Source organism: Streptomyces sp. NRRL F-5727, from assembly GCF_000719555.1.
GTDB lineage: Bacteria > Actinomycetota > Actinomycetes > Streptomycetales > Streptomycetaceae > Streptomyces.
This window is the reverse complement of sequence record NZ_JOGX01000010.1, coordinates 42825-56211: the sequence shown is the minus strand read 5'-3', so window position 1 is coordinate 56211 and position 13387 is coordinate 42825. Positions and strand designations below refer to the sequence as shown.

Here is a 13387-nt window from a genome sequence, read left to right as displayed (position 1 = left end):
CTGCGCCCTCGATCACCGCGTGGAAGCACGACGGAAAGCGCCATGCGGGCAGAAAGCGCTTCCGGCGCGACGATAGAAAGCGCTTTCTGCCGCAGATGACGCTAGCCTGCCGACATCACGCCGGACAAGGCCCCAACGCCTACGGCCTTGGAGCCGTGCACGCGATGTCGGAGGTACGCACGCGATGACCGTCACCCTTTCGGACGTGGCCGCCCGCGCCCGCGTCTCCCCCGCGACCGTCTCCCGCGTCCTGAACGGCAACTACCCGGTGGCGGCGTCGACGCGGGAGCGGGTCCTGAAGGCCGTCGAGGAGCTGGACTACGTCCTCAACGGGCCCGCCAGCTCGCTCGCCGCCGCCACCTCCGACCTGGTCGGGGTGCTCGTCAACGACATCGCCGACCCCTTCTTCGGGATCATGGCGAGCGCGGCGCAGAGTGCGATCGGCGAGGGCGCGTCGGGCCGCGCGGGCGGCGAGAAGCTGGCGGTCGTCTGCAACACCGGCGGCTCCCCCGAGCGCGAGCTCACCTACCTCACCCTGCTCCAGCGGCAGCGCGCCGCCGCCGTGATCCTCATGGGCGGCTCGCTGGAGGACCCGGAGCACCTGGCCGCGACCGCCGCCAAGCTGTCGCGGATGGCCGAGGCGGGGACGCGGGTCGTGCTGTGCGGCCGGCCGCCGGTGCCGGGGGACGCGCACACCGCCGCGCTGGTCTTCGACAACCGCACCGGCGGGCGCCGCCTCACCGAGCACCTGCTCGGCCTCGGCCACACGCGGATCGGTTACGTCGCGGGCCCCGCCGACCGCACCACCACCCGGCACCGCCTGGAGGGTCACCGGGAGGCCCTCGCGGCGGCGGGCGTCGCCGAGGGGCCGACCGTCCACGGCCCGTACGACCGCGCCTCCGGCCACGCGGCCGTCGCCGGGCTCCTCGACCGCGACCCGGAGCTGACGGCGATCGTCGCCGCCAACGACACGGTGGCCCTGGGCGTCTGCGCGGCGCTGCGGGAGCGGGGCCTGTCCATCCCCGGCGACGTCTCGGTGGCCGGCTTCGACGACCTGCCGTTCTCGGTCGACGCGGTCCCTGCCCTGACCACCGTCCGCCTCCCGCTCCACGACTCCGGCGTCCGCGCCGGCCGGCTGGCGATGGGCACGGAGGACGCCCCGGCCGACGGCACGGAGACGGTCCCGGGCGAGCTGGTGGTACGGGACTCGACGGGGACGCCGCGCGGGTGAAGGCGTCTATCGCGGGAATCGACGGCATACGGAGGTCCGCATGACGACGACAGAGACGGATGTTCGGAGCGCATGGGACGCGCTGGAGGACGCCGAACTGCCCAGCGGCTACCACGTCGAGATCACGGACGGGAAGATCATCATGACGCCGCAGGGCAGGGGTCGGTGGAAGGTGATCCTCAAGGCCGCGCCCCAGATCGAGCAGCAGCTCGCGGGCCACGGCGAGATCCTCTCGGACGTCATGATCGACTTTCCGTCGAGCCTGTACGGCTACGCGCCCGACCTCGCCGTCGTCGCACCCGGCTCCAAGCTCAACAGCCGGGGCCGTTTCGAGTGGCACGACCTTGAAGCCGTTCTGGAAGTGATCTCCAAGAGCACCCGGGACCACGACTTCGAGAAGAAGTTCCGGATGTACGCCGAGTGCGCGATTCCGCTGTACGTGATCATCGACCCGTCCGACCGGACCTGCACGATCCACAGTCGTCCCACCAAGACCGGCACCTACACCGAGCAGGAGACCATCGCCTTCGGCGAGGACCTGGTCCTCCCCCTCGAAGGGCGCGAGATCGTCGTGGAGACGGACGGCTTCCCGCGCGCGGAGGGCTGAGCTACGCGCCGGCCTCCGGGTCCCCATGGACCGTCAGGCCCGTCGCGGCGAGGACCGCGTCGACCGTCTCGTCGACCGTCTGGGCGGCGTTGTCGATCCAGACACCCTCGCCGGCCAGTTCTTCGCGCATGGCCTCGTCGAGGAAGGCCCAGTTGGTGGTGAGGCGCTTGTGGCGGGCGTTGTTGCGTTCCCACGCCTTGTCGGGGCCGGGGGCGAGGAAGACCACGTGCAGCGGGCCCGTCGTCATCTGGTCGCGGTAGAAGCCCAGGTGGGAGCGGCGGACGACGACGTCGTCGACGACCGGCAGGAACCCGGCCGTGACGAAGCTGCCGGCGAGCAGGGAGGCGTTGCGGGCCCGGAGGAAGATCTGCCGGTCGGCCTCCGGGTCGCCGTCCGGGGTGGGCCAGTGGCAGCCCCGGACGATCAGGTTCTGGAGCTCGTCGACCTCGATGTGCGCGGACATCGCGAAGCGGGCGGCGAGCGCCGCCGCGACGGTGGACTTGCCGCTGCCGGGGATGCCGCTGATCAGGACGGTGCCGGGAGCAGACGGGGACCGGTCGACGGGTACGAGATCCATCCCCGCACCCTAGGTCATCCGATCGTCCGCCCGGCCGTGGTCGATTCCGGGGAGGGGCCGGTCAGCAGACGAGGGCGCCCGTCCCGCTCGCCTGCCACGCGCCCGTGCCGCCCGGGGAGTTGCCGATCCGGTCCTGGAGGACCATGGCCCCGGAGCCGGTCGCCTGGCGGTGGCGGCCGGGGCGGGAGGCCGGTTCGGCGGACGTGGCCGCGTTCGGCGTGTGTCCGGCGTCGCCGACGGTGCAGTACCTGCCGGTCAGCCGCTTCCGTCGGCCGAGGTCCGGGTGGCCGAGCCGCCGCTGGAAGGTCACCGTGGTGCCGTCCGCGAGCGGCCGGCAGTCCGTCGTGTGGTCATGACGTCAGAGAAGGGCGCCCGGGCGCCGGGGCCGCGGCGGCGGGCTGGGGCTGTCCCCCGGAGGGGGCCGGGGAGGCGCCCGAATGCCGGGCGTCCGCCGGCCCGCCGCCGGCCGCCGCCCCGGGGGCCGTACGCCGCGGCGACAGCGAGGTCAGGGCCACCCCGCCGACGAGGAGCGCCGCCGCGACCCAGCGCAGCGGGCTCACCGACTCGCCGAGGAAGAGCGCGGCGGAGGACATGCCGAAGACGGGGACGAGGAGGGAGAAGGGGGCGACGGAGGAGGCGGGGTGGCGGCGGAGCAGCCAGCCCCAGGCGCCGAAGCCGAAGACGGTGGTGACCCAGGCGACGTAGAGGATGACGCCGGCGCCGGTCCAGTCGAGGGCGCGCAGCGCGGCCAGGTCGCGCTCGGGGCCCTCCAGGAGGAGGGAGAGGGCGAGCAGCGGGAGGACGGGCACGGTGCTGACCCAGACCATCCAGTTGAGCGGGTCGGGCGGGGCGGCCTTGCGGGTGAGGACGTTGGAGACGCCCCAGCAGGCCGCGGCCACGATGACCAGGACGAAGCCGGTGACCGGTCCGGAGGTGCCCTCGTCGACGGCGGCGACGCCGATGCCGGCGAGCGCGACGGCCATGCCGAGGACGGCGCGCCGGGCGGGGCGTTCGCCGAGGGCGGCGAAGGCGAAGAGGGCGGTGAAGACGGCCTGCACCTGAAGGACGAGGGAGGAGAGCCCGGCCGGGGCGCCGAGGTCCATGCCGGTGAAGAGGAGGCCGAACTTGGCGACGCCCAGCGCGAGTCCGACGGCGACGATCCACTTCCAGGCGACCTTGGGGCGGCCGACGAGGAAGACCGCGGGGAGGGCGGCGGCGAGGAAGCGGAGGGCGGAGAAGAGCAGCGGGGGGAAGTGGTCGAGGCCGATCTCGATGACGACGAAGTTGACCCCCCAGACCGCGGCGACGAGCGCGGCGAGGGCGATGTGTGCGGGGCGCATGGAACGAGCATGACCGCCCTCGACCGTGAAGCACCAGCACAGGTCTCTTCATGGTTGGATGAAGCGATACTGAATCCAGAGCGCCCGCCGGAGGTTTCCGTGCTCGATCTCGGCCGTCTGCGCGCCCTGCACGCCGTCTCCGTCCACGGCAGCGTGGGCGCCGCCGCCACGGCGCTGGGCTACACCCCGTCGGCGGTCTCCCAGCAGATCGCGAAGCTGGAGCGGGAGACCCGTACGACCCTGCTCGAACGGAGCGGCCGGGGCGTCCGCCTCACCGACGAGGCCCGTCAACTGGCCTCCACCGCACGGCGGTTGCTGGCGATCGTGGAGGAGGCGGAGGTACTGCTCGAAGAGCGGCGGGGGCTGCCCGCCGGGCGGCTCTCGATCGGCTGCTTCCCGAGCGCGGCGCGCGGTCTGATGCCCCGGGTGCTGGCGGACCTGGCCGTGCGCCACCCCGGTCTGGACGCCCGGCTGACCGAGGTCGACCCGCACCTGTCGGTGGACCTGGTGGCGCGCGGGGTGCTCGACCTGGCCGTCGCCCACGACTGGGACATCGCCCCGCTGCCGGCGCCGCCCGGCGTCGAGCAGGCGGTGATCGGCGACGACGGCTGCGACATCCTCGTCCACCGGGACCATCCGCTGGCGGCCCGGCGGTCGGTGCGGCGGGAGGAGCTGGCGGACGAGCGGTGGATCTCGCAGCCGCCGGGGACGGTCTGCCACGACTGGCTGGCGCGGACGCTGCGGGCCACCGGGGTGGAGCCGCTGATCGTGCATCAGGCGGAGGAGAACCACACCCAGGTCGCGCTGGTCGCGGCCGGTCTCGGCATCGCCCTGGTGCCCCGGCTGGGGCGCGGCGGGCTGCCGCCCGAGGTGGCGCCGCTGCGGCTCGACCCGGCGCCGACGCGCCGGCTGCACGCGCTGTGGCGCACGGGTGCGGCGCGCCGTCCGGCGATCGTGGAGACGGTCCGTACGCTCCAGGAGCTGTGGCCGTCGATCGCGTCGGCGGCCTGAGCCGACGGGACCAGCACCGCCTCCCCGGCCTGACCCGACAGGACCGGCGCCGCGTCGGCGGCCCGAACCGACAGGACCGGCGCCGCGTCGGCGGCCCGAACCGACAGGGACGGGCGCCGCCTCGGCGGCCTGAGCAGACAGGGACGGGCACCGCCTCCCCGGCCTGACCCGACAGGACCGGCGCCGCGTCGGCGGCTTGAGCGGACAGAGCCGGGCACCGCCTCCCCGGCCTGAGCCCAGGGACGGGCGCCGCCTCGGCGGCCCGAGCGGACGCGGCCGGCCGCCTCGGCGATTCGTGCGGGAATCCTTGACCTGGCAGTTACTTTCAGGCTATCCGTGCACCTTGGCAGTTTCCTTCACCCACCGCTCTGTCACCCACGCACGGCCGGAAGGAGCACCAGTGCCCCACCCCACCCGCCGCACCCTGCTCGCCGCCACCGCCGCCACGACCGCCGCGGCCCTCACCGGGGCCGTCCCCGTCGCCTCCGCCGCCTCCCCCGCCACCGACGCCAAGACCGAGGAGCGGCTGCGCCGGATCGTCGGCCGGATGTCGCTGGAGGAGAAGGTCGGCCAGCTCTTCGTCAGCCGGGTGTACGGCCATTCGGCCACCGCCCCCGACCCGGCCGACGTCGACGCCAACCTCCGGGAGCTCGGCGTCCGCACCGCCGCCGAACTCCTCGGGCGCTACCACCTCGGCGGGATCATCTACTTCGCCTGGGCCCACAACACCCGCGACCCGCACCAGATCGCCGAGCTGTCCAACGGCATCCAGGCGGCCTCCCGGCTCCCCGTGCTGATCTCCACCGACCAGGAGCACGGCATCGTCTGCCGGGTCGGCGAGCCCGCCACCCTCCTCCCGGGCGCGATGGCCCTGGGCGCGGGCGGCTCCCCGGCGGACACCCGCAAGGCGGCCCGGATCGCCGGCGCCGAGCTGGCCGCCCTGGGCATCCGGCAGAACTACGCCCCGGTGGCCGACGTCAACGTCAACCCGGCCAACCCGGTCATCGGCGTCCGCTCCCTCGGCTCCGACCCCGGCGCGGTCTCCGGTCTCGTCGCCGCGCAGATCCGCGGCTACCAGGGCGCCGGCGTCGCGGCCACCGCCAAGCACTTCCCCGGCCACGGCGACACCGCCGTCGACAGCCACTACGGCCTGCCGGTCATCACCCACACCCGTGAGCAGTGGGCCGAGCTGGACGCCCCGCCGTTCCGGGCCGCGATCGCCGCCGGCATCGACGCGATCATGACCGCCCACCTGGTCGTCCCGGCGCTCGACCCGTCCGAGGACCCGGCGACGCTCTCGTACCCCATCCTCACCGGGGTGCTCCGCGAACAGCTGGGCTACGACGGGGTGGTGGTGACCGACGCACTGGACATGCAGGGGGTGCGCACCAAGTACGGCGACGACCGGGTGCCGGTGCTCGCCCTCAAGGCGGGCGTGGACCAGCTGCTCAACCCGCCGAAGCTGGACGTGGCCTGGAACGCGGTCCTGAAGGCGGTCCGGGACGGGGAGCTGACGGAGCGGCGGATCGAGGAATCGGTTCTGCGGATCCTGCGGCTGAAGGCCCGGCGGGGGCTGTTCACCGACCCGTGCACGACCCGGGCGGACGTGGACGCGACGGTCGGCACCGCCCGGCACCTCGCCGAGGCCGACCGGATCGCCGAGCGGACCACCACCCTCCTCGTCAACGAGGCCGGCTTCCTGCCGCTCTCCCCGGCCTCGCACGGGAAGGTCCTGGTCGTCGGCGCCGACCCCGCCTCCCCGTCCGGGACGACGGGACCGCCGACCACCACGCTCGGCGCGGCCCTGCGCGAGCTGGGCTTCACCCCGACCGTCCTGTCCACCGGGATCACCCCGACGGCGGCCCGGATCGAGGAGGCGGTGGCGGCCGCGGCCGGCCAGGACGTGATCGTGGTGGGCACGTACAACCTGACCGCGGCCAGTCCGCAGCGGACGCTGGTGGCGCGGCTCGTGGCGACCGGGGTGCCGGTGGTGACGGTCGCGATCCGCAACCCGTACGACGTCGCCCGGATCTCCGGGCAGCGGGCCACGCTGGCCGCCTACGCGTGGACCGACGTCGAACTGCGCGCCGCCGTGCGGGTGCTGGCCGGGCGGGCGAAGCCGCGCGGGCGGCTGCCGGTGCCGGTGCGGAGCGCCGAGGACCCGGCGGTGACGCTCTACCCGGTCGGCTTCGGCCTCTCGTACGCCTGACGGCCTCCCGTACGGAGCGGGTGCGGCTCCTCGCGGGGCCGCACCCTTCCCTACGGCGTACGGCTACGGCCGCAGGCCGTGCTCCCGGGTCACGTCCTCGTCGACCGGCCGGTCGAGGCGGGCGTCGAAGCCGGCCAGCGGCTTGGCGGCCGCGACGGCGGGGGCGTCCACGCCGGCCCAGGCCAGGATGCGGGCGGTGGCCTTCTCCCGCTCGGCGTCGACGAGTCCGGCGACGTTGGCGCCGTGGTTGCCGCCGGGCGCGTAGTAGACGTAGCTGTCGCGGGCGCCCTTGTCGACGCGGAAGGGCTCGGCGCCCCACGGGTCGTTCTCGCCGTAGACGAAGAGCATCCGGTTCGCGTTCTTGCGGACCCAGTCGTCGACGTCCCGCATGACCCAGGGCTTGAACCTCATCGGGATCTCGCGGGGCACGAAGTTCGACGCGGGCTGGTAGCCGTAGCGGTTCAGGCCGTCGAGGTGCGGCTGCCGGATCGTGGGCGAGCCGAGTTCGGTGGCCGCCTGGTAGTAGTACGGGGTGTAGTACTCCAGGCCCTGGTCGGTGTAGGCGGACCAGCCGGCGTAGGCGTCGATCGTCTCGTAGACGGTGTCGTCGCTCGCGGTCTTCGCGTCCGGGATCGTGTCGCAGACGTCCTCGCCGTAGTACTGCCAGAAGCCCCAGACGAAGTCGAGGACGGTGGCCTCCCACGCCTTGTCGAGCGAGCCGACCGTGTTGAAGGTGGCGCCCTCGGTCGCGGCCCACGCCTTGAACTTCTCCTGGAGCGGGGCGCGGCGCAGCAGCGCCTCGCGCTGCATGGAGTTCAGGCGGTCGCGGCACTCCTTGGTGCCCACTTCGGCGAAGAACCGGTCGTAGGCCGAGTCCTCCTTGTTCACCACGTCGTTGGGGGCCACGTAGGCGACGACGCCGTCCATGTCGCGCGGGTAGAAGCGCTCGTAGTAGGTGGCCGTCATGCCGCCCTTGGAGCCGCCGGTGGAGAGCCAGTTCTCGCCGTAGACCTTCTTCAGCGCGGTGAAGATGCGGTGCTGGTCGCTGGCGGCCTGCCAGATGTCGAGCTTGGACCAGTCGGCGGGGGCGGGACGGGACGGCGTGAAGAAGCGGTACTCCATGGAGACCTGGTTGCCGTCGACGATCCGGGTCGGTTCGGACCGGCTGGGGGTGGTGCTCAGGCCGTAGCCGCTGGTGCGGAAGACGGTGGGGCGGTCGGTTCCCTTGTGGAGGACCGAGATCCGCTGCTGGAACGTTCCTGCCCAGGGGCGCTTGTGGTCGATCGGCTGCTCGTAGTTCAGGACGAAGAAGCGGTAGCCGGCGTACGGCTTCTCCTCGATCAGGCTCATCCCGGGGATCGCCAGCAGGCGGTCCTTGATGTCCTGGCTCTGCGCGTCCGCGACGGTGCTGACGGACTCCGTGTCCGCGGCGGTGGCGGTGGCCACGCCGGTGGAGCCCACGGTGCCTATGAGCACCGAAAGCGACAGCAACAGTCTCAGCGACTTACGCATGCACCCTCCCATGATTCACAACGGTGCCGTGAACCTAGCGGGGTGAACGTCCGGGCCGCCAGACCCGGTTGAGTCTTACCTGTGGTTCAGCACAGGATCCAGCCCGTGGCGGTGGAGCGGCCGGAGACGGTCGCGGAGGCGCGGACGCAGCGGTTCAGCGCGTGCACGGTCACCGGGCCGGCCTGCCGGCCCCAGCGCCCGCTCACCACGGCGGCCCGGCCGCCGCGCGGCTGGAGGGTGACCTTCATGGGCCGGGGCGCGCCGGGCCGTTTGGCGAGGACCAGCGCGCAGGCGTAGTGGCGGGTCCGGTAGAGGCGCAGCTCGCCGGTGGCGAAGGAGACGGTGCGGGTCGGCCGCCCCTGGCAGACGGAGACCGCGTCGGCGGTGCCGGTGCCGGGCCCGGCCAGGGTCAGCAGCCCGACCGCGAGGGCGAGGACCAGGCCGTACGCGACGGGGTGGAGGCGGGCGCGGGCGAGGAGCCCGCGGACGGACGCGCGCGTGCGGGGCGTCGTGGCGTACGCGCGCGTGCGGACGGTGCGCGGGCGCGCCGCCGTACTTCCGGACATGTCCGTTCCTCCCCCGCTCCACCTCTGGCCGTACACGCTTACGACGCCTCCGACGCCCGTACGGTTGCCCTCGTGCGCCGGTTCACCCGGTGAAGTAGCCCATGACCAGGGCGAGGAAGACGAGCTCGGCGCCGATCAGCGTCCACAGCGCGGCCCAGCGTGCCGGGGTGGGCGGGGCGCCGTCCGGGACGGTGAGCGCCCTGATCCAGGCGCCGCCGCCGACGACCAGGGTGGTCACGTAGAGCCAGCCCGGGATCTCGCCGCACGTTCCCCGCATCACGCAGGCCGTGCCCGCCTCGGAGGAGAGGGCGAGCACGACGCCGAGGAGCAGCGCGGGCAGGAACAGCAGCCCGGCCCAGAGCGCGGCGCGGCGCAGCACCCGGGCCTCCAGGTACGGGATCCGGGCGGTCGCCGGCTCCGTGTCAGGTACGGCGGAGGGGGCGTCGGGCGTGCGGGCGTCGGGCGTGGGGGCCGGGGCGGGGGCGTTCGGGCCGCCGGTGTCGTTCATGGCGCCGATCCAACCGGCCCCGCCCCGGCCCTGTCATGAGCACCCGTACTCAGATCGCGGCCGGTTCCTCCTCGGGCTCCGCCTCCGGGTCGGCCTCGCCGATGAAGGTGCGCCAGAGGGCGGCGTAGCGGCCGTCCCGGGCGAGGAGTTCGTCGTGGGTGCCGTCCTCGGCGACCCGGCCGTGGTCCATGACGACCACCCGGTCCGCGCGGGCCGCCGTGGTGAGCCGGTGGGCGACGATCAGCGTCGTGCGGCGGCCGGCGAGCCGTTCGGTGGCGGCGTTGACCTGCGCCTCGGTGGCCAGGTCCAGGGCGGCCGTGGCCTCGTCGAGGAGGAGGACGTCCGGGTTCACCAGCTCGGCCCGGGCCAGGGCGATCAGCTGCCGCTGGCCCGCCGAGAGGTTCCGGCCGCGTTCGGCGACCTCGTGGAGGTAGCCGCCGTCGAGGGTGGCGATCATGTCGTGCGCGCCGGCCGCGCGGGCCGCCGCCTCCACCTCGGCGTCGGTGGCGCCGGGCCGCCCGTAGGCGATGGCGTCGCGGACGGTGCCGGCGAAGAGGTACGCCTCCTGGGGGACGACGCCGAGCCGGTGCCGGTACGAGGTGAGGTCGAGGTCCCGCAGGTCGGCGCCGTCCGCGGTGACCCGGCCCGAGGTCGGGTCGTAGAACCGGGCGACCAGCTTGACCAGGGTGGACTTGCCGGCGCCGGTCTCGCCGACGAAGGCGACCGTCTGCCCGGCGGGGATCCGCAGGTCGATCCCGCTGAGGGCGGCCTCCTCGGTGCCGTAGGCGAAGGACACGGACTCGAAGGCGATGTCGCCGCGCAGCGACAGCACCTCGCGGGGCTCGTCGGCGGCGGCCGTCGACGTCGGCTCCTGGAGCAGTTCCTGCATCCGGCCGAGGGAGACGGCGGCCTGCTGGTAGCCGTCGAAGACCTGGGAGAGCTGCTGGACGGGGGCGAAGAAGAGGTCGATGTAGAGGAGGTAGGCGACGAGGGCGCCGGTGGTGAGGGTGCCCGCCTCGATCCGGTTCGCGCCGACGATCATGACGGCCGCGGCGGCGGCCGAGGACAGCAGGGTGACGAACGGGAAGTAGACCGAGATCAGCCACTGGCCGCGCACGCGCGCGTCCCGGTAGGCGTCGCCGCGCTCGGCGAACCGGGCGGCGCCCGCCCGCTCCCGGCCGAACGCCTGCACGATCCGCAGTCCGGCGACGGACTCCTGGAGGTCGGCGTTGACGACGCTGATCCGCTCCCGGGCCAGCTCGTACGCCTTCACGCTGGAGCGGCGGAAGTAGTACGTGGCGACGGCGAGGACCGGCAGGGTCACGAAGACGACCAGGGCCAGCTGGAGGTCGAGGACGAGCAGCGCCACCATGATCCCGAAGAAGGTGACGACCGAGACGAAGGCGGTGACCAGGCCCGTCTGGAGGAAGGTCGACATGGCGTCGACGTCCGTCGTCATCCGGGTCATGATCCGGCCGGTGAGCTCGCGCTCGTAGTAGTCCAGGCCGAGCCGCTGGAGCTGGGCGAAGATCTTCAGGCGGAGCGCGTACAGCACCCGCTCGCCGGTGCGGCCGGTCATCCGGGTCTCGGCGGTCTGCGCGACCCACTGGACGAGGACGGTGACCAGCGCGAGCGCGGAGGCGGCCCAGACGGCGCCGATCGCCAGCCGGTTCACGCCCTCGTCGATGCCGTGCCGGATCAGCACCGGCAGGAGCAGGCCCGCGCCGGCGTCGAGGGCGACCAGGCCGAGGCTGATGAGGAGCGGCGCGCCGAAGCCGCGCAGCAGCCGGCGGAGCCCGTAGCTCGTCTCCGGCTGCACGGCGCGGGCCTCGTCGACGTCGGGGGTGTCGGCGGCCGGCGGCAGGGCGGCGACGGCGGCGAGCAGCTCGGGGGTGGCCCCGGCCGCCTCGGCGTCGCGGTCGCGGGTCTCGTCCCGTACCCACAGGGTGGGGGTGATGCCGCGCTCGGCGTCGAACTCGGCGTCCAGCTCGGCCCGCAGCCCGTCGTCCTGCGCGGTGTCCGTCCCGGTGGCGGGGACGTGTCCGGGGGAGACGCCGCCCAGCTCGTCGGGGTCGGTGAGGAGCCGGCGGTAGAGCGCGGAGCGCTCCTCCAGCTCCTCGTGGGTGCCGAGGTCGGCGAGCCGGCCGCCGTCGAGGACGGCGATCCGGTCGGCGAGGCCGAGGGTGGAGCGGCGGTGGGCGATGAGGAGGGTCGTCCGGCCCGCCATGACGGCCTTCAGCGCCTCGTGGATCTCGTGCTCCACCTTGGCGTCGACGGCGGAGGTGGCGTCGTCGAGGACGAGCAGGCGGGGGTCGGTGAGGATCGCCCGGGCGAGCGCGATGCGCTGGCGCTGGCCGCCGGAGAGGGTGAGGCCGTGCTCGCCGACCTTGGTGGCGTAGCCGTCCGGGAGCTCGGCGATGAAGCGGTCCGCGCGGGCGGCCCGGGCGGCGGCCTCGACCTGCTCGTCGGTGGCGTCGGGGACCCCGTACGCGATGTTGGCGCGGACGGTGTCGGAGAAGAGGAAGGAGTCCTCGGGGACGAGGCCGATCGCGGCCCGCAGCGACTCCAGGGTCAGCTCGCGCACGTCGTGGCCGCCGACGAGGACGGCGCCGCGGTCGACGTCGTAGAAGCGGGGCAGGAGGAGGGAGACGGTCGACTTGCCGGAGCCGGAGGAGCCGACGAGGGCGACGGTCTCGCCGGCCCTCAGCTCCAGCGAGAACCCGTCGAGGACCGGCTTGCCGCCCCCGTCCCCGGCTCCGTAGCCGAACGAGACGTCGTCGAACTCGACGGTGGCCGGGGCGTCGGCGGGCAGCTCCTTCACGCCGTCCGCGATGGCCGGCTCGGTGTCGATCAGCTCGACGACCCGCTCCACGCCCGCGCGCGCCTGCTGGCCGACCGTGAGGACCATGGCGAGCATCCGGACCGGGCCGACCAGGGAGGCCAGGTAGGCGGAGAAGGCGACGAAGGTGCCGAGGGTGATCTGGCCCTTGTACGCGAGCCAGCCGCCGAGCGCGAGGACGGCGACCTGGCCGAGGGCGGGGACGGCCTGGAGGGCGGGGGTGTAGAGGGAGTTCAGCCGGATGGTCCGCAGCCGCGCGGCGAACAGCTTCCGCCCCGCCTCCCGGATCTTGCCGGTCTCCTGCTCCTCCTGCCCGAAGCCCTTCACGACCCGGACGCCGGTGACGGCCCCGTCGACGACGCCGGCGACCCCGGCGGCCTCCTGCTGGGCGGCCCAGGTGGCCGGATGGAGCCGGGTGCGGCTGCGCTTGGCGATCCACCAGAGGGCGGGGGCGACGGCGAGGGCGACGAGGGTCAGCGGGATCGACAGCCAGGCCATGACGGCGAGCGAGATGAGGAACAGCAGCACGTTCCCGATGGTCATCGGGAGCATGAAGAGCAGGCCCTGGATCAGCTGGAGGTCGCTGGTGGCCCGCCCGACGACCTGTCCGGTGGACAGCTCGTCCTGCCGCCGCCCGTCGAGCCGCAGGATCGTCCCGTACATGTCGTCACGGAGGTCCCGCTGCACGTCGAGCGCGAGTCGCCCGCCGTAGTAGCGCCGGACGTACGTCAGGACGTAGACGAGCACGGCGGCGCCGAGCAGCAGCCCGGTCCACATCGTGAGGGACCGTGTCCCCGTCCCGATCACGTCGTCGATGATCACCTTGGTGATGAGCGGCACCAGCGCGAGCAGCGCCATGCCGGCCAGCGACGAGCCGAGCGCCAGCACGACGTCCGCCTTGTACCGCCAGGCGTACGACCACAGCCGCCGCGCCCACCCCTGCTCCCGCTCCACCACCACGTGGCGCCTCCCGTCCGTCCTGGTCTA

11 protein-coding genes are annotated in these 13387 nt (G+C 73.8%); 4 read left to right on the top strand and 7 right to left on the bottom strand.

The window, feature by feature from the left end; genetic code table 11:
• Positions 1 to 184: 184 nt before the first annotated feature.
• Complete coding sequence (locus tag IF73_RS0110380) at positions 185 to 1231, top strand: LacI family DNA-binding transcriptional regulator (protein WP_031005884.1); 1047 nt, start codon at positions 185 to 187, stop codon at positions 1229 to 1231.
• Positions 1232 to 1271: 40 nt separating this feature from the next.
• Positions 1272 to 1838: a Uma2 family endonuclease gene (locus tag IF73_RS0110375; protein ID WP_051716654.1), complete on the top strand. Its 567-nt coding sequence runs from the start codon at positions 1272 to 1274 to the stop codon at positions 1836 to 1838.
• 1 nt (position 1839) lies between these two features.
• Here the strand turns inward: IF73_RS0110375 and IF73_RS0110370 are convergent, their stop codons facing one another.
• The 3 genes from IF73_RS0110370 to IF73_RS0110360 all read right to left on the bottom strand — a co-directional run bounded on the left by IF73_RS0110370 (position 1840) and on the right by IF73_RS0110360 (position 3755).
• Positions 1840 to 2415: an AAA family ATPase gene (locus IF73_RS0110370; protein WP_031005881.1), complete on the bottom strand. Its 576-nt coding sequence runs from the start codon at positions 2413 to 2415 to the stop codon at positions 1840 to 1842.
• Between the two features lie 61 nt (positions 2416 to 2476).
• Positions 2477 to 2725, bottom strand: a complete 249-nt coding sequence (locus IF73_RS0110365) for a hypothetical protein (RefSeq protein WP_031005879.1) — start codon at positions 2723 to 2725, stop codon at positions 2477 to 2479.
• A gap of 40 nt (positions 2726 to 2765) precedes the next feature.
• Positions 2766 to 3755 (bottom strand): EamA family transporter, encoded by a 990-nt coding sequence (locus IF73_RS0110360; protein ID WP_051716653.1) that lies wholly within the window; start codon positions 3753 to 3755, stop codon positions 2766 to 2768.
• Positions 3756 to 3854: 99 nt separating this feature from the next.
• Here IF73_RS0110360 and IF73_RS0110355 point away from each other — a divergent pair, with 99 nt between their 5' ends.
• Positions 3855 to 4766 carry a LysR family transcriptional regulator gene (locus tag IF73_RS0110355; protein WP_031005876.1) on the top strand — a complete coding sequence of 304 codons (912 nt, stop codon included), beginning with the start codon at positions 3855 to 3857 and terminating at the stop codon, positions 4764 to 4766.
• Between the two features lie 400 nt (positions 4767 to 5166).
• Positions 5167 to 6975 carry a glycoside hydrolase family 3 protein gene (locus tag IF73_RS0110350; protein ID WP_031005873.1) on the top strand — a complete coding sequence of 603 codons (1809 nt, stop codon included), beginning with the start codon at positions 5167 to 5169 and terminating at the stop codon, positions 6973 to 6975.
• Between the two features lie 63 nt (positions 6976 to 7038).
• Here IF73_RS0110350 and IF73_RS0110345 read toward each other — a convergent pair whose 3' ends face one another.
• The 4 genes from IF73_RS0110345 to IF73_RS0110330 all read right to left on the bottom strand — a co-directional run bounded on the left by IF73_RS0110345 (position 7039) and on the right by IF73_RS0110330 (position 13357).
• On the bottom strand, positions 7039 to 8487 hold the full coding sequence (locus IF73_RS0110345; RefSeq protein WP_031005870.1) for a S28 family serine protease: 1449 nt from the start codon (positions 8485 to 8487) through the stop codon (positions 7039 to 7041).
• Between the two features lie 86 nt (positions 8488 to 8573).
• Entirely contained in the window at positions 8574 to 9053 is a 480-nt protein-coding gene (locus IF73_RS0110340) for a hypothetical protein (protein WP_420706547.1), read from the bottom strand.
• Positions 9054 to 9135: 82 nt separating this feature from the next.
• The gene (locus IF73_RS0110335) at positions 9136 to 9561 is read right to left on the bottom strand and encodes a hypothetical protein (protein ID WP_031005866.1); all 426 of its coding nucleotides are present in this window, start codon (positions 9559 to 9561) and stop codon (positions 9136 to 9138) included.
• Positions 9562 to 9610: 49 nt separating this feature from the next.
• The gene (locus tag IF73_RS0110330) at positions 9611 to 13357 is read right to left on the bottom strand and encodes an ABC transporter ATP-binding protein (protein WP_420706548.1); all 3747 of its coding nucleotides are present in this window, start codon (positions 13355 to 13357) and stop codon (positions 9611 to 9613) included.
• Positions 13358 to 13387 lie beyond the last annotated feature (30 nt).

Excerpts from the sequence above, each read along its gene's own strand:
- IF73_RS0110360 (WP_051716653.1), bottom strand. The coding sequence starts at position 3,755 with ATGCGCCCCGCACACATCGCCCTCGCCGCGCTCGTCGCCGCGGTCTGG.
- IF73_RS0110340 (WP_420706547.1), bottom strand. The coding sequence starts at position 9,053 with ATGTCCGGAAGTACGGCGGCGCGCCCGCGCACCGTCCGCACGCGCGCG.
- IF73_RS0110380 (WP_031005884.1), top strand. The coding sequence starts at position 185 with ATGACCGTCACCCTTTCGGACGTGGCCGCCCGCGCCCGCGTCTCCCCC.
- IF73_RS0110370 (WP_031005881.1), bottom strand. The coding sequence starts at position 2,415 with ATGGATCTCGTACCCGTCGACCGGTCCCCGTCTGCTCCCGGCACCGTC.
- IF73_RS0110335 (WP_031005866.1), bottom strand. The coding sequence starts at position 9,561 with ATGAACGACACCGGCGGCCCGAACGCCCCCGCCCCGGCCCCCACGCCC.
- IF73_RS0110345 (WP_031005870.1), bottom strand. The coding sequence starts at position 8,487 with ATGCGTAAGTCGCTGAGACTGTTGCTGTCGCTTTCGGTGCTCATAGGC.
- IF73_RS0110375 (WP_051716654.1), top strand. The coding sequence starts at position 1,272 with ATGACGACGACAGAGACGGATGTTCGGAGCGCATGGGACGCGCTGGAG.